Origin of the sequence: Pedobacter borealis DSM 19626 (genome assembly GCF_000708285.2) — a bacterium.
Lineage (GTDB): Bacteria > Bacteroidota > Bacteroidia > Sphingobacteriales > Sphingobacteriaceae > Pedobacter > Pedobacter borealis.
In genome coordinates, this window is the sequence record NZ_JAUG01000079.1 from 1 (window position 1) to 24,112 (window position 24,112).

Below are 24,112 nucleotides of genomic sequence, written 5' to 3' on the forward strand. Positions count from 1 at the left end.
TTTAATAATCGAACTCAGGTTTATAGTTAAATGTTATTTCTTCCTTTTTCGTTAGGATACAGGCTTTGTAAAGTATCGCTTTGCCAAAAATCCTTGGTTTCGATATCCAAACAGGTTAATTTTCCGGTAAATGCGGCACCAGTATCGATATTCCAAACATTACACCCTTGCATGGGCACGTTCATATTGTAATAAAGCGTTGGGGTATGACCGATGTAGATTTCATGATAGAGCAATAAACGTTTAGGATAAAATACCGAATCTTTTTTGATCCTTTGATCCATAGTCAGGGCCATTTCCCAAAGTGTTCTATCCCACGAATAATTGGAAGAATAACGTTCTTTTTCCGGGCCGTGCATGGAAGAAAAACCGGCGTGAATAAAGAGGTTATTATGCTCATCCACGTAATAATCTTTCATACGCTCAAAGAAATTTAGATGTTTTTGCTTCACTGGACCAGACATGTTTTCATAACTTTCGATGGTTAATTTACCACCGTGAATAAACCAAACATCATCTACAATACCCTTTTCAAGCCAATCGATGCACCAGGCGTCGTGATTTCCTTTGATAAAAATGCACTGATGACTTTCTTCCAATTGCATCAGGTAATTAATCACCTGTGCTGATTCACTCCATCCATCCACATAATCGCCAAGGAAAATCAGTTTGTCATCTTTTGTTACTTCTGCACGCTCGAATAACTGAACTAAACCTTTTAATCCCCCGTGTATATCACCTATTACCAATGTCCTGCCCATGTTAAAACGTTATATATTCAGCGGGCACAACATCTGTAAGCCACACATTGTTAGCTGATAAATAAAATTTATAGCCTGCCCTGTGCATCTCTCCACTATTAATGGTAAGGATAACTGGTTTCCCCCTCCTGCCACCTACTTTATTGGCCGTTTCCCTATCGGCACTTAAATACACATGCTGTCTGCTCATTTTTTGCAGTCCCTGCGATTTAATATCCGAAAGGAACTTTTCAACTGTACCATGATACAGGTATGCTAATGGTTCGGCTTGATTTAAGTTTAATTCAACAGCAATAGAATGCCCTTGGCTTGCCCTTATTTTAGTTTTATCATTATTGAAGGCAAACCTCTTTTTGTCGTTATTTTCAACAATGTAGTCAAGCTGTTCAAAATCTATTCTTCTGTCGTAAAGGTCAAACTTGGCAATTAACTCATTTACATCTGCCCAACCGTTTTCGTCAAGTTCTAAGCCTATGGTTTCTGGCGAATGTCTTAAAATATAGCTGAGTAGTTTACTTATGCCTTTTGTTATTTTATTGTCCATGATGATCTTAATATTAATTCATTGACTTTTGTAGGTAGCGTTCATAATTTTCATTTTTGAAACACACAAAAACTACCTTTTCAATTTTTTCCTTGTCAACGAAATTAAGATGACAATGCCAGTATCTGCTGCTTTACCTTCAGGAAAATGATTAAATAGCTGTGCTGCTGTTAGGGGAAACCTTAACATTGTTTTCAACTGCAAGCGCTAAACCATTGATTAAATTCTACCTGAATTTCTTCATCGCAGCCCAAAGTTTTTCGTCCATACCGTAAACATCAGGTCTGTATTCAATCTTATCATTTTGCGACCAGGCAGTAATGTAGGTAATAATCAAAGGAACATTTTTCTTTGGGGCAAACCAAGCTGGTTTTAACTGAAAGGCTTTAGTGGTATCTGCTTTTTGAGCCATGCGTTTTTTATACCATTTTACATGTGTACTATCTATCGGTGGCAAATCTACTTCTGCCCTAAGCTTATCATAAGTGTAAGAATCTTTAACCAAGAGTTCGGCAAATTCTAATGGCTTTTCGATGCGTACACAACCATGACTTATAGCCCTATTGGTGAGGTTAAACCCATTCTTGTTGTTGGTATCATGTAGATAAATACTCGAGCTATTATCGAAGATGAATTTAAACTTCCCTAAAGCGTTTCCACCACCAGATCCTTGTTTAAATTTAAAGGGTAATTTGTCACGCGAATACCTATCCCAATTGATGGTATCAGGCTCACCAATTAGTTTGTCTTTATAGTAAACTTTAATGTTGCTGTTCGATAAATAATATGGATCTTTTCTGGCCATCCAATAGATCTCACTTTGGGCAATGCTGACCGGAATATTCCATATCGGATTGGCCTGAATGGAATTGATTTTACTGAACAATAAAGGTGTCTCATGGTTCTTCGGTTTATCATCCAGATTGCCTGATTTTGCAAAGGCCTTAAGCTTCTCTTCGTAACCGTTTTCGCGCCTCCCGCCAACGCAAACTTTCATTGTAATTACGGTATCTTGTTTATCCAGCCAGGTTAACCTAAAATCAGGAATATTTACCTGCACATAATTGTCGCCAGTCTCTGGCATTTTCCAACGGAAACGCTCCATATTCAATAACAAAATCCGTTTCTCACTTTCACTTTCTGTATTTAAATAAGCAGACTGCAAAGCTTTATACTGAGCCGATTTTGGCTGAACGGATCTTAATGTATCGACAAGACTTTTACTGTTTAAAAGGTAGGTCATCCCTAAACTATCCGGGCGCCTAACTTTAATATAATAGCGGGAAAAAATAGTGCGTGGATTTACTACCCCATATTTAAGGTAATTATTGTAGTTCAGGTAAGCATTTGCTGATAACAGCTCTAATTTGGCAATTACAGGATAACTCTCATCCACTTTTTTAAACTTATTGGCTGTTAACTGTGCTAACAAGCCTTTAATCTCATCTCCTTTAAAAATCTTTGGGTTGAAGCCATGTACCCCACTCTGATCTAAATAGTTCACTAACGAATCCAGCTCACCATTAATATAAAATTGTATAACCAGCTTAGGTTGAGCATAATTATTGGCATAAAAAGCTTTAATTATTTTCGGATTAACGAACTTATCTGAAAGACTGTCCATTGTTTTCACAAAAATGCTATCATAAGCTACAGTGTCGAAATCTTTGTAGATTTTGTTCTTAAAATGTTCAGATAACACCTTACCTATCTCCGGAGGGCTCTTAAACCATCCACAGGCAGAAACAAACAAAATAAGGGGAAAAATTAGAAAGCGAAACTTTTTCAACACGTAAAATTTTAGCACAAAATAAGGGTTATTGGCAATAAAAACAGCATAATGGCAAATTAAGTGCCATTATTTTTTGTTTTACCATTTCAAACGCTATATTTGCCAACGCTTATCAGCTAAAGCATTGATACTGGCAGAAATAATTTATGAATTTAACTTTGAACCATCACTTACATTTACACCATCGCCGATAGGCGATATGATATGTTTGTTTTGTACTTCAAAACTTTTTTCCGTAAAATAATTTCTTGTTCACTCTATATTCAATACTTTGAAAACACTTAAAATCGCTATCCAGAAGTCGGGTAGGTTAAACGAAAAATCTGTAGAAATACTTAAAAACTGTGGTTTATCTTTCGAAAACTACAAAAGTTCACTCATCTCAACCGTTACCAATTTTCCTTTAGAAATTCTTTTCCTCCGGGATGATGATATTCCTGAATATGTACAGGATGGCATTGCCGATTTGGGTATAGTTGGAGAAAATGTAATTGTAGAAACCAAAGCTGAGGTAGATTATCTACAAAAATTAGGCTTCGGAAAATGTACCTTAAAAATTGCTGTTCAGGCCACCAGTAATATCCAAAAACTGGAAGAGTTAAATGGCAAAGCGATTGCTACTTCTTACCCGGTAATCCTCGAAAAATTCTTACAGGAAAAAGGCATAAAATCTGATATCAGAACCATTTCTGGATCGGTAGAAATTGGTCCAGGTTTAGGCTTAAGTGATGCCATTTTTGATATCGTATCAACAGGTGGAACATTAAAGAGCAATGGACTAAAACCATTCGCTGATGTAATGCAATCTGAAGCCGTTTTAATCGGAAATAAATCGATCGCCGACAATCCTGAAGTTGCAGAATTGCTTCAACGTATCCGCTCTGTACTCAGTGCAAAATCTAACAAATACGTGGTATTAAATGTATCAAAAGATAACCTTCAAAAAGTAGTCGATTTACTTCCGGGTGTTAAAAGCCCAACCGTGGTTCCACTCTTCGAACCGAACTGGGTGGCCGTTCACTCTGTAATTGCCGAGGAAGATTTCTGGGATAAAATTAACAGTTTAAAGGCGGCTGGTGCTGAAGGCATCTTGGTAATGCCAATCGAGAAAATAATCAAGTAAAATCGTTTAAATTCATATTAACTATTAGTTAATTTAAAATTATAAAACATTGAAAATCTATAATTATACAGATTTATCTAAATTAAAAATTGAAGAACTTTGTTCGAGGCAGATTGAAGACGATAAATTGGTTGAAGAACGGGTAACCGACATCATCAGCACCGTAAAAAAAGATGGCGACCAAGCACTTTTTAACTTTGCAAAAGCATTTGACAAAGTTGATTTAGAGAAACTGTTTTTGGGTACTGAAGAATTAAAAGCGATTGCATCTACCATTCCCACAGAGGCAAAAAAAGCGATTGATACAGCTTACCAAAACATCAAAACCTTTCACCAGTCGCAGTTAAAAACTGAAGATAAAATCGAAACGATGCCAGGCGTTGTTTGCTGGCGCGAATCGAGGGCAATTGAAAAAGTTGGTCTTTATATCCCAGGAGGAACAGCCGTTTTACCAAGTACTTTTTTAATGCTTGCTACTCCCGCGATCATCGCAGGTTGCAAAGAAATTGTGGTGTGTTCTCCCCCTCAAAGTGATGGCAAAACCAATTGTTATCTGGCCTACTGTGCGGTGCTGTTGGGCATCGAAAAAATATTCCTTATTGGGGGCGCACAAGCTGTTGCAGCAATGGCTTTCGGAACGGAAAGTGTACCACGGGTATATAAGATTTTCGGTCCCGGTAATCGTTATGTAACCACAGCAAAAACAATGGTTCAAAACAAAGTCGCCATTGATATGCCTGCAGGACCATCAGAGGTATTGGTTATTGCTGATGATACTGCCAATCCGTCATTTATTGCTGCAGATCTACTCGCGCAGGCGGAACATGGAACTGATAGTCAGGCTATTTTAGTGGCCACTTCAAATCAGATCATTGCTGATACGTTAAAAGAAATTGAAAATCAGCTTACTATCCTCCCACGGAAGGAGATAGCGGCTAAAGCAATAGCCAATTCTTATGCAGTTTTTGCTAAAAACCTGGATGAGGCGATGCAATTTTCAAATGAATATGCACCAGAGCACCTAATATTGGCTACCGAACATTTCCAAAGCCTTATTCCATTGATTATCAACGCTGGATCAGTCTTTTTAGGCAACTTTACACCAGAAAGTGTTGGCGATTATGCCTCCGGAACCAACCATACTTTACCAACCAGTGGTTTCGCAAAGGCCTATTCTGGAGTATCTACTGATGCTTTTCTGAAGAAAATCACCTTCCAGCATCTTTCTGCTGAGGGATTGAACAACATAGGCAATACAGTTGAAATACTAGCAGAAGCAGAGGGATTACATGCGCATAAGAATGCGGTGAGTATTAGATTGGGTTTTGAGTCCGGGGTCGGATATCCGAGGTCCGAAGATAAAAAAACATAAAACAAAGAAAAAAACCATCTGTGTAATCACTTAATCTGTGTAATCAAACCGCAGGAAACCAACAAACCATTAAAATGGACATTAACGATTTAGTAAGAGAAAATATAAAAAACCTTCGCCCCTACTCTACCGCTAGGGATGAATTTAAAGGTCAGGCATCAGTTTTTTTAGATGCAAATGAAAACAGTTATGGTTCGCCGCTTCCGGCAAATTACAACCGTTATCCTGATCCATTGCAGCTTGATCTGAAAGATGCAATCAGCAAAATAAAAGGTGTGCCAATCGAGAATACTTTTTTAGGGAACGGCAGCGATGAAGCGATAGATTTATTGTTTCGTGCATTCTGTAATCCTGGAAAAGACAATGTAATTGTATTGCCTCCAACCTATGGAATGTATGAGGTTTCGGCCAACATAAACGATGTAGAAATACGCAAAGTAAGCTTGCTTCCGAACTTCCAATTGGATATGGAAAAGATTGCAGAAACGATTGATAAAAACACCAAATTAATCTTCATTTGTTCACCAAATAATCCGACCGGAAATTCGATAAACCGCGAAGATATTGAAACCATTTTAGCCAACTTTAATGGCATCGTTGTAGTGGATGAAGCGTACATTAATTACGCCCGTCAGAAGACCTTTATTCAGGAGTTAACCGAGTACGGAAACCTGGTGGTTTTACAAACTTTTTCTAAGGCTTGGGGGCTTGCCGCTTTACGTTTAGGCATGGCATTTTCTTCAACAAAAGTGATCGATGTTTTGAACAAAATTAAGCCACCTTACAACATCAATCAGGCCACTCAGGATTTAGCTTTTGAAGCACTGAAAAACATCGCTCAGGTTAACGATTGGATTAAAGAATCTGTGGCAGAAAGAGACCGTTTAAGCAAGGCTTTAACTGCATTAAATATTGTAAAAAAAGTATATCCTTCTGATGCCAATTTTATCCTGACAGAAGTTACCGACGCCTTAAAAATTTACGATACTTTGGTAGATCAGGGCATCATTGTACGCGACCGCTCTAAGGTAACTTTGTGCGAAGGATGTTTAAGGATTACAGTAGGTACAAAAGAAGAAAACGACAAACTATTAACTGTTCTAGAAAATTTTTAAGATGAAAAAAGTATTGTTTATAGACCGTGATGGGACATTAAATATTGAGCCTGATGACGAACAGGTAGATAGTTTTGCAAAGCTTAAATTTTATCCACGCTCATTATATTATTTATCTAAAATTGCTGCCGAACTGGATTACGAACTGGTAATGGTTACCAACCAGGATGGATTGGGTACGCTTTCAAATCCTGAAGAAAATTTCTGGCCGGTCCACAATTTTATGTTGGATACTTTTGCAGGCGAAGGCGTTCATTTTAGCGATATTGTAATTGATAGAACTTTTGCGAAAGACAATGCCCCTACCCGCAAACCAGGCACTGCCTTATTAACAAAATATTTCAGCGAAGATTACGATTTAAAAAATTCCTTTGTAATCGGGGACCGATTAAATGATGTGGTTTTAGCCAAAAATTTGGGTGCTAAGGCGATTTTCCTTCGTCAAAATGATGCATTGGGTTCTACTGAAGCATTAGATAAACACGAGACCTTGTTGGATGTAATTATTCTGGAAACCAAGAAATGGGAAGATATCTATAACTTGCTTAAAGCAGGAAGCAGAAAAATTCACCACGAACGCAAAACCAACGAAACCGACATTACCATTAACCTTGATCTGGACGGAACAGGGAAAGCCAAAATCGAAACCGGTTTAAACTTCTTCGATCATATGCTTGATCAGATTGCCAGACATGGAAGTGTAGATTTAGAGGTAATTGCAAAAGGCGATTTACACATTGATGAGCACCATACCATAGAAGATGCTGGTATTGCGCTTGGAGAAGCCTTTGCTAAAGGATTAGGCAATAAACTAGGCATTGAAAGGTATGGTTTTTGCTTACCAATGGACGATTGCCTGGCACAGGTAGCCATTGATTTTGGGGGAAGAAACTGGATTGTTTGGGATGCTGAGTTTAAACGCGAAAAAGTTGGTGATATGCCAACGGAGATGTTTTACCATTTCTTTAAATCGTTCAGTGATGCTGCAAAATGCAACTTAAACGTAAAAGCTGAAGGCGATAACGAACACCATAAAATTGAAGCTATTTTTAAAGCATTTGCCAAAGCCATTAAAATGGCGATTAAACGTGATGCTGAGAAAATGGTTTTGCCAAGCACTAAGGGACTATTGTAAGAAAGGTGGAAGGCTGAAAGGTTTAAGGCGGAGGGTTTTGACGCCCATCCGCTGTTAATAAACCCGATAGAGCGGAATAGCCCGCATCCCGATTCTTCATCGGGAGCGGACTATAAACGATAGCGGGACTACAGCACCTTTGAAAAGCTGGCATTCATTTTCAAACCCTTCTTAAATAAAAGAATCAGCGTTATTAATTATGATTGGAATAGTAAATTACGGAGCAGGCAACATCTTCTCCCTTACCGCAGCTTTAGATCGCTTAAATGTGACTTACGGTATGGTAAACACCGAAAACGACCTTGAAAAATATAGCCACATCATCATTCCTGGTGTTGGCCATGCGGGTGCCGCCATGGAAAAATTAAAGGGAACGGGCTTGGTTGAAGCCATTAAAAAACTAACAAAACCTGTGCTTGGCATCTGTGTGGGCATGCAGCTCATTACCGAACATTCGGAAGAGGGCGATGCAGCGCTTTTAAATATCGTTCCGGTTAAAACCAAAAAATTCGATAAGTCACTGAATATCAAAATACCACACATGGGATGGAATGCGGTTAGTCCGAAAAACAATTCACTATTTAAAGGTGTTGAAGATAATACACAATTTTACTTTGTGCATTCGTACTTTATTGAATATAACCCTACTTTTGACATCGCATCTGCTGATTATGGTTTAAAGTTTTCGGCAGCAGTGCAAAAAGATAATTTTTACGGCGTTCAATTTCACCCCGAAAAATCGGGAAAAGCCGGCGAACTAATATTAAAAAATTTTTCAAACTTAAGCTTATAAAATGTACATAATACCTGCTATTGATATTTTGGATGGAAAAGTTGTCCGTCTTCGTGAAGGCGATTACAACCAAAAAACGGAATATGATGTTTCAATCCCCGAAATGATAGAAAAATATCGTTCAAATGGTACAGATTTCATCCATATTATTGATTTAAATGGAGCCAAAGGCGATTTCAGCAATCAAAAAGCACTTTTCGAGATCATCAAAAAAACCGAAATGAAAGTGCAGTACGGTGGTGGCATCAGAACAATTGAGCAGGTGACCAACTTGCTTGATGCCGGCATTCATCGCGTAATTGTAGGTACACAAGCCATTACCAATCCCGATTTCTTACCTCAACTCAGCGAAGCTTTTGCTAAAAAAGACGATTATGCCAACCGCATTGTAATTGCAATCGACGTTTTGGATGAAGTAATTAAATATTCGGGCTGGATGGAAAGCTCGCCAATTAAACTGATGGACTATGTTGACAAATGTCTTTCCTTAGGCTTTTTCCGTTTCTTATGTACCGATATCAGCAAAGATGGAAAATTAGGCGGTGCAGCAATCGATTTATACGAAAAACTGTTAGAGCACTCACCTATGATTAAACTCATTGCTTCTGGTGGTGTAAGTTCGATGCAGGATATTTACGATCTGGCCAAATACCCGATTAGAAGTGTAGTGGTTGGAAAAGCGATTTACGAAGACCGCATTACCATCGAAGAAATTAAAGAGTGGAACTTGAAAGCCTTGTCAAGTATCTAACCCCCCAGCCCCCTAAAGGGGGAGCCAATTGCGAGATTGGAATAGTGGTTGTAAACTCAAAAAGTTTGTTTTATGTACAAATAATATGAATAGCAGAAAAGCTAAGCCCCCTATAGGGCGTTGGGGGTTAAATGAGGATGATTTTGATTTTTTACAAGTCAATGAACCTAATATGTTTTATGGTGCATCAAATATAATTTTTGAAAATGCTAAACGCCTAAGAAATAATGTTACTGAAGCAGAAAATTTGCTATGGCAAGTCATCAGTAATAAACAATTAGGAGTAAAATTTAGAAGACAACATCCCATTTCATGTTTTATCGCTGACTTTTACTGTCATGAAGCAAAATTAATTATTGAATTAGATGGGAGCATTCATGATGTACCAGAAGTTATCAATAATGATATTGAAAGACAAAGGATTATCGAACAATCTGGAATAAAGATAATTAGATTTAAAAACGCTGAACTTTACAATAATTTAGACTCAGTTTTGGAAAAAATAAAAGAAACCATACAGGCTAAGCAGCTTGCATCTCCCCCTTTAGGGGGCGGGGGGCTTAGTAAAAGAATAATCCCTTGTTTAGACGTTAAAGACGGTCGTACGGTAAAAGGCGTAAACTTTGTTGATTTACGTGATGCGGGTGACCCTGTTGAGCTGGCGGCACAATACGCACAACAAGGTGCCGACGAATTGGTTTTCCTGGATATTACCGCAACCCACGAGCGTCGTAAAACGATGATTGAAATGGTTAAATCGGTTGCTCGTCAATTAAATATTCCTTTTACCATTGGCGGGGGAATAACAGAAATTGTTGATGCAGAAGCGTTATTAAATGCAGGTGCAGATAAAATCAGCATCAATTCTGCAGCTGTCCGAAATCCAAAGCTAATTGAAGACCTGGCTAAAACCTTTGGGGTGCAGTTTGTAGTTTTGGCAGTCGACACCAAATATGTAAACGGTAAAAATATGGTCCACCTAAATGGAGGAAGGCTAATTACCGAACTGGAAACCGAAAACTGGATCAAACAGGCAGAAGATTTAGGTGCAGGAGAAATCTTGTTAACTTCGATGGACCACGATGGCACCAAAGCAGGTTTTGATTGTGGGTTGCTCAGTAAAGTAAACCAAATGATCAATATCCCGATTATAGCATCAGGCGGAGCGGGTAGTATGGCGCATTTTACTGAGGTTTTTCAAAAGGCCAATGTTGATGCCGCACTGGCAGCTTCGGTATTTCATTATGGCGAAATTTTAATCCCTGATTTAAAACAAGAATTAAAAAGAAACAATATTCCGGTGAGAATATAATAGTACACTCGTCATTGCGAGGCACGAAGCAATCCTAATGCTATGGGATCGAAACCTACAAAAGTAGTAAGATTGCTTCGTGCCTCGCAATGACGTAAACATCATAAAAATGAACATCGATACATCAACCCTTGATTGGGATAAAACAGCTGGCTTACTTCCAGTAATCATTCAGGATTATAAAACTTTAGAGGTTTTAATGCTGGGTTATATGAATGCTAAAGCACTGGAAAAAACGCAGGCCGAAGGCAAAGTAACTTTCTTTTCACGCACTAAAAACCGCCTTTGGACAAAAGGTGAAACCAGCAATAACTTTTTGTTTGTTAAAGAACTTTTTGTAGACTGTGATAATGATACGATTCTGATCAAAGCGGATGCCGTTGGTCCAACCTGCCATATTGGTAGCCGCAGCTGTTTTAAAACAGATTTTAACCAGAACTTTATTTTCGAACTCGAAAATATCATTAATGATCGATATGAAAATCCGGTTGATGGTTCTTATATTAACAAAATGCGTAGCAAAGGACTAAATAAGATTGCCCAAAAAGTTGGTGAAGAAGGCGTAGAAACCGTAATTGCCGCATTGACCGAATCAGAAGAAGAACTTATTGGAGAAGCATCAGATCTTGTTTTCCACCTCTTATTTTTATTGAAAGAAAAAGGTTTATCGATTCAGGATATAGCGAAGAATTTAGAGAAAAGACATCAATAAGGTTTGAGGTAAAAGGTGTAAGGTTTAAGGTGCTAGATGCCTAACCCTACACACTAAACCATAAACCATAAACCTCAAGAAATGCTCAAACACCTACAAACCCTTCCCGGACACCAAAACCCTGTTTATGCACTTGCCAACTCAGATGAAGATGGTATATTTTTCAGTGCAGGAAATGATAAAGGTGTTGTAGAATGGTCGTTACATACGATGGCTTTTGTAAAGGTTAAAATGCCGGTACAAAGTTCAGTTTATTGTCTGCATTATTACAACAATCAATTATTTGTTGGGGAAAGGAGCGGTGCTTTTAGTGTTTATGATTTTAATGGTCAGAAAGTAATTGCAAGAATCAATGCACACACCAAACCCATTTTCAATATACAAACAGTAAAAGGCAAAAATGAGCTTTTAACCACGGGCGAGGACGGAACAGTTGCGGTATGGTCGTTAGTAGACTTTACAGAGATTTACCGTTTTCAGGTAGCTTACGATACCGTTAGGGCTATTGCAATTGTACCTAACGAAAGTGAAGTGGCCTTTGGCTGCAAAGATCACCTGATCAGGATTTATAACCTGGCTGATTATAGCCTCAAACAATCGCTGGAAGGGCATTCATTACCTGTTACCTCTTTGGCATATCATCCGACAGGTAAATACTTAATCTCGGGCAGTAGGGATGCGCAGCTAAAAATATGGGATCTGCCAAATTATAAGCTTAGAGAAACGGTTCCGGCACATATGTTTACTGTTTACGATATTGCCTTTCACCCTAGCCTGCCTTATTTCGCTACGAGCAGTCAGGATAAAAGCATTAAGCTCTGGGATGCAGAGAACTTCAAATTATATAAGATATTGAGTTTAGAGAAAGTAGGCACCGGCCATACCCATTCCATCAATAAGATTATCTGGAGCCATGACGGCAAATACCTCATTTCTACAGGTGATGATCGGCAGGTAATAGTTTGGGAGATGGAAAACTAATTTTTTTTCCGTTTTTTTTCAAGATCAGAAACATCTGCTACATCAATCTTTCTCCCGCTGGAAGTTTTATTTTTTATCAAATCATCCAAACCAATATAATTCACTTTAAAATCTTTTTCTAGTTCGATCTCTAGTTTTTCTGAAAAAGCCTCTTCAAATAAAACTCCATCAATACTAGTTAAAATATCTATTCTTAATGGAGGATAACCGATTTGATTAATCAAATTTGGCTTTGAAAAGTCTTCAACTCCAAATCCTACAGAAGCAAATCCAAAATCATTGATTACCATAACCATCTTCGCTGCATTTTCTTGAGATATATCAATCCAGATATCTAAATCTCCAGTATACCTTGGTTTCCCATGAAAAGCCATTGCATACCCGCCTACAACAAGATAATCGACATTATACTGATTTAGCAATTTCAAAAAATCTTCAAAGTCCTCCGAAAGAATCATCTTTGAATGATTGATTTCTTAAATTTCGTTTTATCCATTCTCTGTCCAGGCTTTAAATATTGCTTGACTAAAAACGTAACAGCAGATAGTCTTTCTAACGGAGATTTAGTAAGCCAGTAATTTAAGTCCTGAGCTGCTTGGTCGTGATCGTTCAAATTATATTTATGCGCCACCATTGCCATTTTTCTAATTTTTGGCTCCATATTCGATTTAATTATATAAACAAAGATAATTAAAAATCAACCAAAAAATGGGGAATAATACTCTCGGATTAGGCGTTTTCGATGTAAGTGGAATTAAGTTTTAGCCACTCCATCAATAAGATTATCTGGAGCCATGATGGCAAACACCTCATTTCTACAGGAGATGATCGGCAGGTGATGGTTTGGGAGATGGGAGATTAATTTTATTGTAATTAAGCTTCGTCATGCTGAATTTATTTTACAAGTAGAAATAGTATTTTCAATTGTCTTGTAGCTACTACGTGGTCAGCATCTTTTTAGCGTGAAAGACCCTGAAATAAATTCAGGGTGACGACCGTCTTAACAGAAAACTTGATTAAAACGCCACAAAATGAGATTTAATAATCGAACTCAGGTTAACCTTCGGTGAGCTCGCTTAAGGCTCGGTTTACTTCGTAGCTTTCGTAAACTCAGGTCAGGGTGACGCTCGCTTTCCCGGCAACTTATTCCACAAAACGTTTGATAATTCTCAGCTTGTGCGAATATTTACCCAATTCCTTATTAAAAATCCCTTGGTCATCAATTGGATCGATTTTTACTTTTGCTGAGGAGTGGATAATTTCGTTCGGGCTTAACATAATGCCTACATGGGTGATTTTGCCTTCATCGTTATCAAAAAAAGCAACGTCACCAGCCTTGCATTCAGCTAAAAAACCAACTAATTCGCCTTGTTCGGCCTGCTGTGAAGCATCGCGGTTTAACTTGATACCTAACATTTTAAATACGGTTTGTACAAAACCAGAGCAATCTAAGCCAAACAAATTCCTTCCACCCCATAGGTACGGGATATTTTGAAAAAATTTTGCCGTTTCGGTAACTTTATCAGTAAAATCCACAGCACTATTGTTGTATGCTTCGAAATTCAGTTTAAATTTTTCCTCGCCAGCATAACAAAATCCATCTTTCAAAAAAGGAAGGTTGCTTGCCGGACTTAAATGATATGAACTTCCATTGGCTGCTGTTAGCACATTATTGAAACTTAATGGGGCAAGCAATTTACAATCGTGCATTGCTGCAAACTGGCTTTGGGTAATCGGGGCCAATTGTCTGAAATCCATCCAGCCTTCGTAACCATCGTAGCCATTTTGAATAAGCCACCAGCGTTCCTCCTTCTGAATAATTTCTACATGATCGCCAAATAAAAGTTGCGAAACAATTTCTGTTTTATCTGATGCATCAGCTCTTAAGGACGCTACAGCAACTCTACAAATACCGTATTGATTTTCCATTTAAATATGCTCGTGAAACTATTGTAAAACTAATAAAATACATCCATTGCCTAACATTTTGCGCATAAATTTGTTATTTTTATGATGATCACCCTTTAAATATGCTCGCCATGAATTTTAAAAAAATATTAATTGCCGTTGATAACAGTACCTGCTCAGAAAAAGCGGCAAAAGCCGGTTACGACATGGCTGAAAAATTTGGAGCAGAAGTAGCATTGGTTAACATTATCGAGCCTATTCCGGCTAATGTAAACCCCGATTTAACCTTGGCACCAGTGTTTTTAGAAACGTATGACAATAGCGAAGAAAACAGCCACATTTTGCTCAAAGAAATGGAGACGAAATATAGCAAAGGTGCAAAAACCACCTATTTAAGTGTTGTTGATACCGCAGCGCATGGTATTATCCAACAATCAGACGAATGGGGATCTGATTTAATTGTTATTGGCACTTATGGACGTACGGGCTTGTACCATTTTTTAATAGGAAGCGTTGCCGAACACGTGGCGAGAAAATCTGCTTGCCCGGTTTTGATTATTCCTAATAAATGTGATGTAGATTAGTTTAGGGTTTAGGGTTTAGGGTTTAGGGTTTAGGGTTTAGGGGAAACTCAAGACCGTAATAATAGTTTTCAGAAGATATATCAAACACTGATTTAAAAGTCTAATCTTTCGAAAAGTAAATTCTTTTGCGCTCTTTAGGAAAGTTTTGTGTCTCTCCGATTGGCACATATCCGTTCTTTAGATAAAACTTTTCTGCCTGAAAGTCAAAAGTATCAAGCATAGCAACTGTTACTCCTTTTGATTTTGCAACGTCTTCAATATATTTTAAACTCTGGGTACCTATTCCTTTCTATACTCAGCTATTGGTCATGATTATATTTTGATCTATAAAAAACTTCCTATAACTAAAAAAGTCCCACTTTAAGCGGGACTTTTTTGTAAATATCTGATAAAGCTTATCCTTCCTGGTGTAACCAAGCTTTCTTCGCTAATAATTCTTCTTCTGTTTCGCGGATATCTTCGTCATCTACGCAACAATCTACCGGGCAAACTGCCGCACACTGAGGCTCATCATGAAAGCCCTTACACTCTGTACACTTATCGGATACAATGTAATAAACTTCATCCGAAACTGCTTCTTGAGCTGCATCAGCTTCAATTCGTTGATTACCAAAATCAATGATACCATTTAAATTTGTACCATCAGAAAAACGCCATGCAGTACCGGCATCGTAAATTGCGTTATTAGGACATTCTGGTTCGCAAGCCCCACAATTTATACACTCATCTGTTATTTTAATTGCCATGTTTTCGTCTAATTCTTTTGCTTAGTTTACCTTTGCGCTGCAAATATAAGATATAATCACTTAATAATAATTCTAAATATGTCAGCATTAACTCAAGAAAAAGTAATAATCGCGTTCAACAAACTAGGTAAATTGCTTACAAACCCTACTGACATACTAGGAAATGCATTTTATACCGCTGAAAGCACTAATGCATGGTTTACTGCAGAAAACATAAAAAAATCGATTTTATCTTTTGCTGAGATGTTAAATGAGGCTGATTTGGCCATTTGGTTCAAATCGATTAAGTTTAGTACATCATCTAAAAAGGTTGGTTTAATCCTGGCAGGGAATATCCCATTGGTGGGTTTACATGATGTTTTAAGTGTACTGGCCACAGGTAATATTGCTTTAATCAAACTTTCTTCGGCTGATGATAAATTAATTAAAGCCGTAATTGCAGAACTCGTTAAAATAGAACCTGCTTTTGAGGATAAAATAGAATATGTAGCGCGCTTAAAAGATTTTGATGCTGTTATTGCGACCGGAAGCAACAATTCATCCCGTTATTTCGACTATTATTTCAGTAAAGTGCCCAACATTATCAGAAAAAACCGGAACAGTATTGCAGTTTTAGATGGTTCTGAAAGTTTCGAGGATATCCAAAAGCTAGGTGCCGATATTTTCGATTATTTTGGCTTAGGCTGTAGAAATGTATCTAAAATCTATTTTCCAAAAGGATATGATATTGCAAATTTTTACGAAGGCGTAGAAAGTTTTCAACCTATTATCAACCACTTTAAATACAATAACAATTACGATTACAATAAATCTATCTATCTGGTTAATGCTGCTAAACACTTCGACAATGGTTTCTTGTTATTAAAAGAAGATGAGCACCTGACATCACCTTTGGCTGTTCTTTTTTATGAAGAGTATGATAATCTCCAGGAAATAGAAGATAAGTTAAAGGATAAAGCTGAAAACATCCAGTGTGTGGTAAGCCAATCGTCTTTAAATTTAAACACGTTCGGTTTTGGCCAAAGCCAGCATCCCAAACTTTGGGACTATGCAGATAATGTAAATACGATTGAGTTTTTGAATGGGTTAAACTAATATTGGTCAGTAACTTTGCTCATTGATGGCAATTTAGATTTTAAATTTATTTAATATTGCATAAACCTGAACCAGTAAATGCACTCTCTATCAAAAGCATTATTCTTTTTTTATATCCTCCTGTTTGCAAATTTAGCAAAAGCACAACTTTGTAGCGGGACTTTCGGACAACCACTCATTAGTCAGACCTTTGGGCAGGGAAACAATACCGATAGCTGGTATGGGCCATTGGCACAATATGCACCAGGCGCTTCTACTTATACAACTTTTGTTGGTCCTCCGGGAGTAAGCCCACGTAATTTAACTGCCAACCAATCGGGTTTGGTGAAAACACCGGCTACACCCGGTAATCCATATGCTATTTACTGGCAACCACATGCCGATCATACCGGAGATCCTAATGGTTTGATGCTTTTAATTGATGGTATAGCAACTCGAACCGTATTTTTTGAGCAACAAATGGATAATTTGTGTCCAAATACTATTTTACGGTTATCAATCTGGGTATTAAATGCAAATTCGCCGGCTGCCAATGCCCAAACCCCAAACATGATCTTGCGCATCACCGATCCTAATGGTAATGTATTAAATGAGAAACCTACTGGAAGTGTGCCCGCAGATCTCACTTGGCATCAATATTTCGTAGATTTCACCAATGGCAACAGCTCAACCGTAACCTTACAACTCATTAACAGTACCGAAACCAATAGCGGTAATGATTTTGCTTTGGATGATATCACCGTACAAGCTTGTGGCCCAACTATCGCCCCATTTTTCAACACGAATGCTCCTTTATTAAACATGTGTGAAGGCAATACCAGCAATTTCGTTTTAGATGCAAATATTACTGCAGGATATACAGACGCAGTTTACCAATGGCAGGAAAATACAGGTAACGGCTGGGCTGACATTGCTGGCAAAACAACGAAACAAGCTGCTATAGATTTTTCAAATCGCATAGCTGGCACCTACCAATATCGGTTAATTACGGCTATGAACGGTAATATTGATAGAACTTATTGTAGGGCGATATCAGAGCCTATAAAGGTTACTGTAAACCCATTGCAAACAGCCTCGGCAGAAAATTCTGGACCGCTTTGCATTGGTAGTACCATTCAACTAAACGCGTCTGAAGGAACAAGTTATAAGTGGTATGGTCCAGATGGCCAATTTCTTTCTACAGAAAGAAACCCAGCTATTACCAATGCAACTAAAGCGATGGAAGGCACTTATACTGTTCAGGTGACTGCAAATGGATGTACATTCCCTGCAACAACAACCGTTGAGGTTTTAGCGCCAATAATTCCGATAACCAATATCCAAACTGCAACCATTTGTGGAGGTAAATCGGTTCAATTAGCAGCATCGGGTGGCGCTACCTATCTTTGGCGCCCATCAAAAGGTTTGTCAGATCCTCACATCGCTAACCCAATCGCCTCACCAACTGAAACGACGATATATATTGTTCAGGTTTCAGACGGAAGATGTTCAGTCGAAGCAGAAATTACCATCAATGTGAATAAAAACGTAACGGCCGATGCAGGTGCAGATCAAACGATCGTTACCGGACAATCAGCAATTTTAAACGGTAAAGTGACTGGAGATGATTTTACCTATTTCTGGACACCATCAAATTATCTTGATGACCCCACCAAACTAAATCCCATTGCTACACCAACTGATGACATTACCTATACTTTACATACCAGCTCAAATTTAGGCTGTAACAGTAGCAGTGATGAGGTTTTCATCAAGGTTTATCCAAAAGTGGTAATCCCCAATACCTTTACGCCAAATGGCGATAATGTAAACGATACCTGGAATATTCCGTCTATTACTTCTTTTCCGAACTCTATTGTGAAAGTAACCAATCGATACGGCCAGCTTGTATATCAAAGCACAGGCACCTTTAAGCCCTGGGATGGAAAAATGAATGGCAAAGATCTTCCTCCGGCAACATATTATTACAGCATTTATTTAAACAAAGATTTTAAAACCTATACCGGCTGGGTAATGCTAATAAGATAAAAAGGACTTCTTACTTCCGCTTATCATTTGGAAATGCTATTTTTGGACACAATGTATATCGTTAAAGTTAAAGGCATAGCCAAAATTCCAGATTACGTACAGTTAAGAGATGACAAGTTTACACTTTTAGCTTATTTTAGGGTTGATAGACCTGATAAGTCGCTGGAAAAACTCGGACTTGGCGACAAGCAAGAATACATTATGGAAATGGTTAAAGGTTTGCCTTTCGGGCAGATTGCAAAATTAGAAATATAATATGGCAGGCAACTCAGTAATTCATTTAAGCAATGTTGATGTTTTTCAACAGAAACATTTAGTCCTCTCAAACGTAAATTTACACATCGAAAAGGACGAATTTGTATTCCTGATCGGTCAAACAGGTTCGGGGAAGAGTAGTTTACTTAAAATATTATATGGCGACTTGCATATTGGTAATGGCGAAGGTAATATTGCCGGTTTCGACCTTAAAAACCTAAAAGAAAGTCAGGTGCCGTTTTTACGCCGTAAATTAGGTGTAGTTTTTCAGGATTTTCAGTTGCTTACCGATAGAACCATTGAAAAAAACCTTGAATTTGTGCTTAAGGCAACAGGCTGGAAAGACGAAAAACTAATTAACGAACGCATTAAAGATGTTTTAGACAAAGTTGGTTTGCGTTCTAAAATCAAAAAAATGCCACACGAAATTTCTGGTGGCGAGCAGCAACGTATTGTTATTGCGAGAGCATTGTTAAACGATCCAGAAATTATTCTTGCTGATGAGCCTACCGGGAATTTAGATCCGGAAACATCAGAAGAAATTGTAACCCTTTTAAAACAAATTAGCCAGGCCGGAACTGCGGTTTTAATGGCCACGCACGATTACCATATCATCCGTACTTTCCCTTCGCGCATTATTAAATGTGAAAATGGAGTTGTGCACGAAGATGCACAAATCGTATAAAAAATTCTGACATCCGTCAGCTAATCAGCCAATCTGTTCAGATAAATACAAATAAATCTGACAGCTTGGCTGATTTCCGTTTATGGCAAAATAGTTGAGATCAACACAAAAAAATTCAGCCCAGTATTATGTTTAATAAGAAGAAAAATAACGATAAAGAAGAAAATATAATGAATCCTGAAAATACATCAGAAAATACTGCTGAGAATGTAGAGAATACTGATGCTCCTATCGCTGAAACTGAACAGGCACCCGAATTATCTGCAGAAGAAAAATTGCAAGCGGAAGTTCAACAACTTAACGACAAATATTTACGTTTATACGCTGAGTTCGATAATTACAAACGTCGTACACAAAAAGAACGCGTAGAATTATTGCAAACAGCTGGTAAAGATGTAATTGTGTCACTTTTACCTGTTTTAGATGATTTCGACCGTGCATTAAAAGCAATGGAAACTGCTGCTGACGTTGCTCCGGTTAAAGAAGGCATTTTATTGGTAAGCACAAAGCTAAAAAACACTTTAGCACAAAAAGGATTGAAAGATGTAGAAAGCATCAGTCAACCGTTCAATACCGATTTCCACGAAGCAATTACCAATATCCCTGCTCCTAGCGATGATCTTAAAGGGAAAGTGATAGACGAAGTTGAAAAAGGTTATACCTTAAATGATAATGTAATCCGCTTTGCTAAAGTTGTAGTTGGAGCGTAAAAAATAATTATTGAATGATTGAATTTTGAATGATTGAATTAACATTCTCTCATACCATCACTCAATCATTTAATCATTTTATAAAGAAGATGAGTAAAAGAGATTATTACGACGTATTAGGCGTAACTAGGGGCGCAGCCGCTGATGAGATAAAGAAAGCTTATCGCAAGATGGCGATTAAATATCATCCAGATAAAAATCCAGGAGATAAAGCTGCTGAAGATAAATTTAAGGAAGCTGCCGAAGCTTACGAAGTTTTAAGCAGTCCGGATAAAAAACAACGTTATGATCAATACGGTCATGCGGGTGTTGGAGGCGCAAGTGGCGGTGGCTACGGCGGTGGCGGCATGAACATGGACGATATTTTTAGCAATTTCGGCGATGTATTTGGCGGTCACAATCCTTTCGAAAGCTTTTTTGGTGGTGGTGGCGGTCAGCAACGCGGCGGTCGTCGTGTAGCCAAAGGCTCTAACCTGCGTATAAAAGTTAAATTAACACTAGAGGAAATTGCACATGGTGCAGAAAAGAAAATCAAGGTTAATAAACTAATTGTTTGTAAAACCTGCGATGGCTCTGGTGCAAAAGATAAATCATCGGTAAGTACCTGTGGTACCTGCGGTGGTAGCGGCCAGGTGCGTAGAGTAACCAATACCATTTTAGGCCAGATGCAAACAGCATCTACCTGCCCTACCTGTAACGGTAGCGGTCAGCAAATCACCTCAAAATGTACAGTTTGTCATGGAGATGGTGTTGTACGTGGCGAAGAAACCATTACCATTAATATTCCTGCTGGTGTAAGTGAAGGTATGCAGTTAAGCATGAGCGGAAAAGGAAATGCTGCACCTAATGGCGGTATCCCAGGTGATTTAATTATCTTAATTGAAGAAACGCCACACGAAACCTTAAAACGCGAAGGCAACAATATCGTTTACGATTTACATTTAAGCTTCGTTGATGCTGCTTTAGGGATGAGCATTGAAGTACCAACCATTGATGGTAAAGCAAAAATCAAAATCGATCCGGGTACACAAAGCGGAAAATTATTACGCTTAAAAGGTAAAGGTTTACCAGAAGTGAATTCTTACCATAGAGGTGATGAGATTATCCACATCAATATCTGGACACCAAAAGCTCTAAGCAGCGACGAACGCAATGCTTTAGAGAAATTACGTGAATCGCCTAACTTTAAGCCTCAACCGGGTAAAAATGATAAGAGTTTCTTCGAAAGAATGAAAGAATACTTCGAGTAATTAATTAAATATAAATTGAAAAACCGATGTCGCAAGCATCGGTTTTTTTGTTTTATAAAGCATCATACCAAAATCCATACTTTAGTGAAGTCAGATGTTACCATCTCACTAATTATTTTTAGCGGCATATATAACGAATAATAAACCTTTTCATTTATAGTCTGTTTTCTATACATGAAATGGAGAATTGGTTGCTCTGGCTTCTATTATCGCGAATGGAAAGAGATTTTCTACCCAAAAGGTTTGGCACAAAAAGATTGGTTTAAGTATTATTGCGAACATTTTAATACAATAGAGATCAATTCTACCTTTTATAAAATGCCAACTCAAAAATCGTTCGATAAGTGGTATAATGAAAGTCCGAGTGATTTTTTATTTACCATTAAGGCGCCGCGGTTAATTACACATTATAAACAGTTCAATGAATGCGAGCAACTCATAAACGATTTTTACGAAGCCATTCAAATCGGACTAAAAGAGAAATTGGGATGTGTACTGTTTCAGTTTCCACCAAAGTTCGATTATAGTGTAGAACGGTTAAATCTGCTGATCGAAAATTTAAGATCTGATTTTAAAAATGTGGTAGAATTTCGCCACATTAGTTGGTTTGATGAAGAAATTTATAAAAACCTCGCTCAAAATAACATCATATTTAGCGGCCAAAGCTATCCTTCTTCCTTACCTGATGCTGCAATTCAGAATGCAGAAACTGTGTATTACCGTTTTCACGGAAAGCCCGTGTTGTATAAATCAGAATATGAAATAAATGCAATTAAGAGCTTCAAAAATCAGATTAAAGATGACGTTTTTGTTTATTTTAACAATACCTGGGGGGTTGGAGCATTGCATAATGCGAAACAATTGCAGGATTTAGTGAAATAGGTTTATTTTGTGATGTCAGATGTTACCATCTGACCAGCTCGATCATTTAATAAATTGGATGAAGATTGTTATTTGATTTTTATGAGTGTAAAATGGTAACATCTTACACCACGGGAAATGGCAAATGAATACTGCTGAATGATTTTTGCTGTGTCAGATGGTAACATCCGACACCACGAGAAAATAAAATAAGCCTGATAACAATGATATTTAACTCTACTACCCTTAATTTAGCACTCACAATAACGAAATTTAATGGATAGCAGGAAACAGTTATCAAAGAACCGCTGCAAAGCTTTCCAAAACACAAAAATATAAACTATGCGCATTGCAATTATCGACCTGGGTACGAATACCTTCCATTTGCTTATTGCTGAAACAACAGGAAACCAGCCGGATATTTTATACAAAACCAATGTGCCTGTTAAATTGGGCGAAGGAAGAATTAACGACAATATTATCATTCCTGCAGCCTTTGAAAGAGGTGTGAACTGCCTTGAAACGTTTAGCCATGCAATGGCTGAATATCAGGTTAGTGAGGTAAGGGCTACCGCTACTTCGGCGGTTAGAAGCGCAGAAAACGGGCAAGATTTTGTTGATGCTGTAAAAGAAAGAACCGGAATAAGCATCGAAACGATTAGCGGCGATGAAGAGGCTGAATTAATTTACCAAGGTGTAAAACTGAGCGGAGCAATTACAGAGATATCTTTGATTATGGATATTGGTGGCGGAAGCGTAGAATTTATCCTATGCGATCCCGAAAAACTGATCTGGAAAAAAAGTTACAATATTGGGGCAGCACGTTTAATGCAACAGTTCTTTAAATCAGATCCCATAGCTGATGAGGAGAAAAATGCCATTTTATTTCACATTCAAAATCAACTGGCAGATCTTTTCGAAATCTGTGAAAAATATCATCCAGAAATTTTAATCGGATCTGCCGGCGCCTTCGAAACATTTGCCGAGCTCATTATTAGAAAAAATAACTTAAAGGCAGATATTAATACGGCCAAAACTTTTGCATTCAATTTCGACGACTACATTGCAACTTCGATCAAATTACTCAATGCCACGCATAAAGAACGTGCCGAAATGCCAGGCATGATTCCTTTACGGGTAGATATGATTGTGATTGCTGCTTTAATTACGAACTATGTTTTAGGGCGATGTAAAATTAACCGCTTAACGCTTTCTACTTACGATTTAAAGATGGGTGTTTTGGCCAGGCTGGTATAAAAACGAACTGGGCTTGTAAAAATAGTTTCTCCTCAGATTTTGCTATGCTAAATCTGCCGAAATACATCACATGTATCTTATTAAGTCCTTCAACAACTACCATTGATGTATTTTTTAATTATATAAATATGAGTGGTTTATGCCCCCTGTGTATTCCCGTCCAACTAGGCCGTAGCACCGTATCTCCGTTCTACTTAAATCCGGCCTAACAAATTTTTCGGACTCCACAGACACAGCCAACCCACTAACTTTGAAAGAAAAATTTTCAGCCGGTGTTTTTTGTTTTTTCATGGGCTTTTATGTTTTCAACGGCATTCAAGCTAGCTATGCTGGTCTTTTTGA

27 protein-coding genes and 1 pseudogene are annotated in these 24,112 nt (G+C 37.9%); 20 read left to right on the forward strand and 8 right to left on the reverse strand.

Going from position 1 to position 24,112, the window contains the following annotated elements; all coding sequences use genetic code 11:
• Positions 1 to 26 precede the first annotated feature (26 nt).
• The 3 genes from AW17_RS17975 to AW17_RS17985 all read right to left on the reverse strand — a co-directional run bounded on the left by AW17_RS17975 (position 27) and on the right by AW17_RS17985 (position 3,094).
• Entirely contained in the window at positions 27 to 761 is a 735-nt protein-coding gene (locus AW17_RS17975) for a metallophosphoesterase family protein (protein WP_029278660.1), read from the reverse strand.
• Position 762: 1 nt separating this feature from the next.
• On the reverse strand, positions 763 to 1,305 hold the full coding sequence (locus tag AW17_RS17980; protein WP_029278661.1) for an RNA 2'-phosphotransferase: 543 nt from the start codon (positions 1,303 to 1,305) through the stop codon (positions 763 to 765).
• Between the two features lie 226 nt (positions 1,306 to 1,531).
• Positions 1,532 to 3,094 carry a L,D-transpeptidase family protein gene (locus tag AW17_RS17985; RefSeq protein ID WP_029278662.1) on the reverse strand — a complete coding sequence of 521 codons (1,563 nt, stop codon included), beginning with the start codon at positions 3,092 to 3,094 and terminating at the stop codon, positions 1,532 to 1,534.
• Positions 3,095 to 3,368: 274 nt separating this feature from the next.
• Between AW17_RS17985 and hisG the strand changes: the two genes are divergently transcribed.
• From hisG to AW17_RS18030, 10 genes and pseudogenes are all read left to right on the forward strand, one after another.
• Positions 3,369 to 4,220, forward strand: a complete 852-nt coding sequence (hisG, locus tag AW17_RS17990; RefSeq protein WP_029278663.1) for an ATP phosphoribosyltransferase — start codon at positions 3,369 to 3,371, stop codon at positions 4,218 to 4,220.
• Positions 4,221 to 4,269: 49 nt separating this feature from the next.
• Complete coding sequence (gene hisD / locus AW17_RS17995) at positions 4,270 to 5,592, forward strand: histidinol dehydrogenase (RefSeq protein WP_051691941.1); 1,323 nt, start codon at positions 4,270 to 4,272, stop codon at positions 5,590 to 5,592.
• A gap of 74 nt (positions 5,593 to 5,666) precedes the next feature.
• Positions 5,667 to 6,707 carry a histidinol-phosphate transaminase gene (gene hisC, locus AW17_RS18000; protein WP_036670380.1) on the forward strand — a complete coding sequence of 347 codons (1,041 nt, stop codon included), beginning with the start codon at positions 5,667 to 5,669 and terminating at the stop codon, positions 6,705 to 6,707.
• A gap of 1 nt (position 6,708) precedes the next feature.
• On the forward strand, positions 6,709 to 7,842 hold the full coding sequence (gene hisB, locus AW17_RS18005; RefSeq protein ID WP_029278666.1) for a bifunctional histidinol-phosphatase/imidazoleglycerol-phosphate dehydratase HisB: 1,134 nt from the start codon (positions 6,709 to 6,711) through the stop codon (positions 7,840 to 7,842).
• Positions 7,843 to 8,041: 199 nt separating this feature from the next.
• Positions 8,042 to 8,635, forward strand: a complete 594-nt coding sequence (gene hisH, locus AW17_RS18010) for an imidazole glycerol phosphate synthase subunit HisH (RefSeq protein ID WP_029278667.1) — start codon at positions 8,042 to 8,044, stop codon at positions 8,633 to 8,635.
• A gap of 1 nt (position 8,636) precedes the next feature.
• Positions 8,637 to 9,386, forward strand: a complete 750-nt coding sequence (hisA, locus tag AW17_RS18015; protein WP_029278668.1) for a 1-(5-phosphoribosyl)-5-[(5-phosphoribosylamino)methylideneamino]imidazole-4-carboxamide isomerase — start codon at positions 8,637 to 8,639, stop codon at positions 9,384 to 9,386.
• A gap of 172 nt (positions 9,387 to 9,558) precedes the next feature.
• Positions 9,559 to 9,891, forward strand: a pseudogene (locus tag AW17_RS24985) (endonuclease domain-containing protein); the annotation flags it as partial.
• A 9-nt stretch (positions 9,892 to 9,900) separates the two neighbouring features.
• Positions 9,901 to 10,698 carry an imidazole glycerol phosphate synthase subunit HisF gene (gene hisF / locus AW17_RS18020; RefSeq protein WP_051691942.1) on the forward strand — a complete coding sequence of 266 codons (798 nt, stop codon included), beginning with the start codon at positions 9,901 to 9,903 and terminating at the stop codon, positions 10,696 to 10,698.
• Between the two features lie 109 nt (positions 10,699 to 10,807).
• Positions 10,808 to 11,410 (forward strand): bifunctional phosphoribosyl-AMP cyclohydrolase/phosphoribosyl-ATP diphosphatase HisIE, encoded by a 603-nt coding sequence (gene hisIE / locus AW17_RS18025; protein ID WP_029278670.1) that lies wholly within the window; start codon positions 10,808 to 10,810, stop codon positions 11,408 to 11,410.
• Positions 11,411 to 11,491: 81 nt separating this feature from the next.
• Positions 11,492 to 12,391: a WD40 repeat domain-containing protein gene (locus AW17_RS18030; protein ID WP_029278671.1), complete on the forward strand. Its 900-nt coding sequence runs from the start codon at positions 11,492 to 11,494 to the stop codon at positions 12,389 to 12,391.
• Here the strand turns inward: AW17_RS18030 and AW17_RS18035 are convergent.
• Both AW17_RS18035 and AW17_RS18040 read right to left on the reverse strand, forming a co-directional pair.
• Entirely contained in the window at positions 12,388 to 12,849 is a 462-nt protein-coding gene (locus AW17_RS18035) for a hypothetical protein (RefSeq protein ID WP_029278672.1), read from the reverse strand. The two genes, AW17_RS18030 and AW17_RS18035, sit on opposite strands and share 4 nt — an antisense overlap.
• A complete protein-coding gene (locus AW17_RS18040) occupies positions 12,846 to 13,052 on the reverse strand; it encodes a hypothetical protein (protein WP_029278673.1) in 207 nt (68 codons plus the stop codon). Before AW17_RS18040 ends, AW17_RS18035 begins: the two co-directional genes overlap by 4 nt.
• Positions 13,053 to 13,139: 87 nt before the next feature.
• Between AW17_RS18040 and AW17_RS25300 the strand changes: the two genes are divergently transcribed.
• The gene (locus tag AW17_RS25300; protein WP_342422408.1) at positions 13,140 to 13,253 is read left to right on the forward strand and encodes a hypothetical protein; all 114 of its coding nucleotides are present in this window, start codon (positions 13,140 to 13,142) and stop codon (positions 13,251 to 13,253) included.
• 281 nt (positions 13,254 to 13,534) lie between these two features.
• On the opposite strand, the gene AW17_RS18045 is transcribed toward AW17_RS25300, so the two are convergent.
• Positions 13,535 to 14,320, reverse strand: coding sequence for a C40 family peptidase (locus AW17_RS18045; RefSeq protein WP_029278674.1), 786 nt, complete (start codon positions 14,318 to 14,320; stop codon positions 13,535 to 13,537).
• A 110-nt stretch (positions 14,321 to 14,430) separates the two neighbouring features.
• On the opposite strand from AW17_RS18045, the gene AW17_RS18050 reads away from it, so the two are divergent.
• Positions 14,431 to 14,883: a universal stress protein gene (locus AW17_RS18050; protein WP_029278675.1), complete on the forward strand. Its 453-nt coding sequence runs from the start codon at positions 14,431 to 14,433 to the stop codon at positions 14,881 to 14,883.
• Between the two features lie 100 nt (positions 14,884 to 14,983).
• Here the strand turns inward: AW17_RS18050 and AW17_RS25420 are convergent, their stop codons facing one another.
• Together AW17_RS25420 and AW17_RS18060 are read right to left on the reverse strand one after the other, a co-directional pair.
• The gene (locus tag AW17_RS25420; protein WP_425339102.1) at positions 14,984 to 15,166 is read right to left on the reverse strand and encodes a GNAT family N-acetyltransferase; all 183 of its coding nucleotides are present in this window, start codon (positions 15,164 to 15,166) and stop codon (positions 14,984 to 14,986) included.
• A 112-nt stretch (positions 15,167 to 15,278) separates the two neighbouring features.
• Entirely contained in the window at positions 15,279 to 15,629 is a 351-nt protein-coding gene (locus tag AW17_RS18060; protein ID WP_029278676.1) for a 4Fe-4S dicluster domain-containing protein, read from the reverse strand.
• 78 nt (positions 15,630 to 15,707) lie between these two features.
• Between AW17_RS18060 and AW17_RS18065 the strand changes: the two genes are divergently transcribed.
• From AW17_RS18065 to AW17_RS18100, 8 genes are all read left to right on the forward strand, one after another.
• Complete coding sequence (locus AW17_RS18065) at positions 15,708 to 16,724, forward strand: acyl-CoA reductase (RefSeq protein ID WP_029278677.1); 1,017 nt, start codon at positions 15,708 to 15,710, stop codon at positions 16,722 to 16,724.
• 78 nt (positions 16,725 to 16,802) lie between these two features.
• Complete coding sequence (locus AW17_RS18070) at positions 16,803 to 18,752, forward strand: T9SS type B sorting domain-containing protein (RefSeq protein ID WP_029278678.1); 1,950 nt, start codon at positions 16,803 to 16,805, stop codon at positions 18,750 to 18,752.
• A gap of 51 nt (positions 18,753 to 18,803) precedes the next feature.
• Complete coding sequence (locus AW17_RS18075) at positions 18,804 to 19,007, forward strand: hypothetical protein (RefSeq protein ID WP_029278679.1); 204 nt, start codon at positions 18,804 to 18,806, stop codon at positions 19,005 to 19,007.
• A 1-nt stretch (position 19,008) separates the two neighbouring features.
• On the forward strand, positions 19,009 to 19,692 hold the full coding sequence (locus tag AW17_RS18080) for a cell division ATP-binding protein FtsE (protein WP_029278680.1): 684 nt from the start codon (positions 19,009 to 19,011) through the stop codon (positions 19,690 to 19,692).
• Positions 19,693 to 19,820: 128 nt separating this feature from the next.
• A complete protein-coding gene (locus tag AW17_RS18085; RefSeq protein ID WP_029278681.1) occupies positions 19,821 to 20,402 on the forward strand; it encodes a nucleotide exchange factor GrpE in 582 nt (193 codons plus the stop codon).
• An 89-nt stretch (positions 20,403 to 20,491) separates the two neighbouring features.
• The gene (gene dnaJ, locus AW17_RS18090) at positions 20,492 to 21,652 is read left to right on the forward strand and encodes a molecular chaperone DnaJ (RefSeq protein ID WP_029278682.1); all 1,161 of its coding nucleotides are present in this window, start codon (positions 20,492 to 20,494) and stop codon (positions 21,650 to 21,652) included.
• Positions 21,653 to 21,826: 174 nt separating this feature from the next.
• The gene (locus AW17_RS18095; RefSeq protein WP_029278683.1) at positions 21,827 to 22,534 is read left to right on the forward strand and encodes a DUF72 domain-containing protein; all 708 of its coding nucleotides are present in this window, start codon (positions 21,827 to 21,829) and stop codon (positions 22,532 to 22,534) included.
• 321 nt (positions 22,535 to 22,855) lie between these two features.
• Positions 22,856 to 23,770 (forward strand): Ppx/GppA phosphatase family protein, encoded by a 915-nt coding sequence (locus AW17_RS18100; protein ID WP_029278684.1) that lies wholly within the window; start codon positions 22,856 to 22,858, stop codon positions 23,768 to 23,770.
• Positions 23,771 to 24,112 lie beyond the last annotated feature (342 nt).

What these genes read in the sequence shown, in the direction of transcription:
- dnaJ (WP_029278682.1), top strand. Translation starts at nt 20,492, where the DNA reads ATGAGTAAAAGAGATTATTACGACGTATTAGGCGTAACTAGGGGCGCA.
- hisC (WP_036670380.1), top strand. Translation starts at nt 5,667, where the DNA reads ATGGACATTAACGATTTAGTAAGAGAAAATATAAAAAACCTTCGCCCC.
- AW17_RS17975 (WP_029278660.1), bottom strand. Translation starts at nt 761, where the DNA reads ATGGGCAGGACATTGGTAATAGGTGATATACACGGGGGATTAAAAGGT.
- AW17_RS18065 (WP_029278677.1), top strand. Translation starts at nt 15,708, where the DNA reads ATGTCAGCATTAACTCAAGAAAAAGTAATAATCGCGTTCAACAAACTA.
- AW17_RS18070 (WP_029278678.1), top strand. Translation starts at nt 16,803, where the DNA reads ATGCACTCTCTATCAAAAGCATTATTCTTTTTTTATATCCTCCTGTTT.
- AW17_RS18085 (WP_029278681.1), top strand. Translation starts at nt 19,821, where the DNA reads ATGTTTAATAAGAAGAAAAATAACGATAAAGAAGAAAATATAATGAAT.
- AW17_RS18030 (WP_029278671.1), top strand. Translation starts at nt 11,492, where the DNA reads ATGCTCAAACACCTACAAACCCTTCCCGGACACCAAAACCCTGTTTAT.
- hisH (WP_029278667.1), top strand. Translation starts at nt 8,042, where the DNA reads ATGATTGGAATAGTAAATTACGGAGCAGGCAACATCTTCTCCCTTACC.
- AW17_RS17980 (WP_029278661.1), bottom strand. Translation starts at nt 1,305, where the DNA reads ATGGACAATAAAATAACAAAAGGCATAAGTAAACTACTCAGCTATATT.
- AW17_RS18100 (WP_029278684.1), top strand. Translation starts at nt 22,856, where the DNA reads ATGCGCATTGCAATTATCGACCTGGGTACGAATACCTTCCATTTGCTT.
- AW17_RS18060 (WP_029278676.1), bottom strand. Translation starts at nt 15,629, where the DNA reads ATGGCAATTAAAATAACAGATGAGTGTATAAATTGTGGGGCTTGCGAA.
- AW17_RS18050 (WP_029278675.1), top strand. Translation starts at nt 14,431, where the DNA reads ATGAATTTTAAAAAAATATTAATTGCCGTTGATAACAGTACCTGCTCA.
- AW17_RS18045 (WP_029278674.1), bottom strand. Translation starts at nt 14,320, where the DNA reads ATGGAAAATCAATACGGTATTTGTAGAGTTGCTGTAGCGTCCTTAAGA.
- AW17_RS18080 (WP_029278680.1), top strand. Translation starts at nt 19,009, where the DNA reads ATGGCAGGCAACTCAGTAATTCATTTAAGCAATGTTGATGTTTTTCAA.
- hisB (WP_029278666.1), top strand. Translation starts at nt 6,709, where the DNA reads ATGAAAAAAGTATTGTTTATAGACCGTGATGGGACATTAAATATTGAG.
- AW17_RS18040 (WP_029278673.1), bottom strand. Translation starts at nt 13,052, where the DNA reads ATGGAGCCAAAAATTAGAAAAATGGCAATGGTGGCGCATAAATATAAT.
- hisIE (WP_029278670.1), top strand. Translation starts at nt 10,808, where the DNA reads ATGAACATCGATACATCAACCCTTGATTGGGATAAAACAGCTGGCTTA.
- AW17_RS18075 (WP_029278679.1), top strand. Translation starts at nt 18,804, where the DNA reads ATGTATATCGTTAAAGTTAAAGGCATAGCCAAAATTCCAGATTACGTA.
- AW17_RS18035 (WP_029278672.1), bottom strand. Translation starts at nt 12,849, where the DNA reads ATGATTCTTTCGGAGGACTTTGAAGATTTTTTGAAATTGCTAAATCAG.
- AW17_RS18095 (WP_029278683.1), top strand. Translation starts at nt 21,827, where the DNA reads ATGAAATGGAGAATTGGTTGCTCTGGCTTCTATTATCGCGAATGGAAA.
- hisA (WP_029278668.1), top strand. Translation starts at nt 8,637, where the DNA reads ATGTACATAATACCTGCTATTGATATTTTGGATGGAAAAGTTGTCCGT.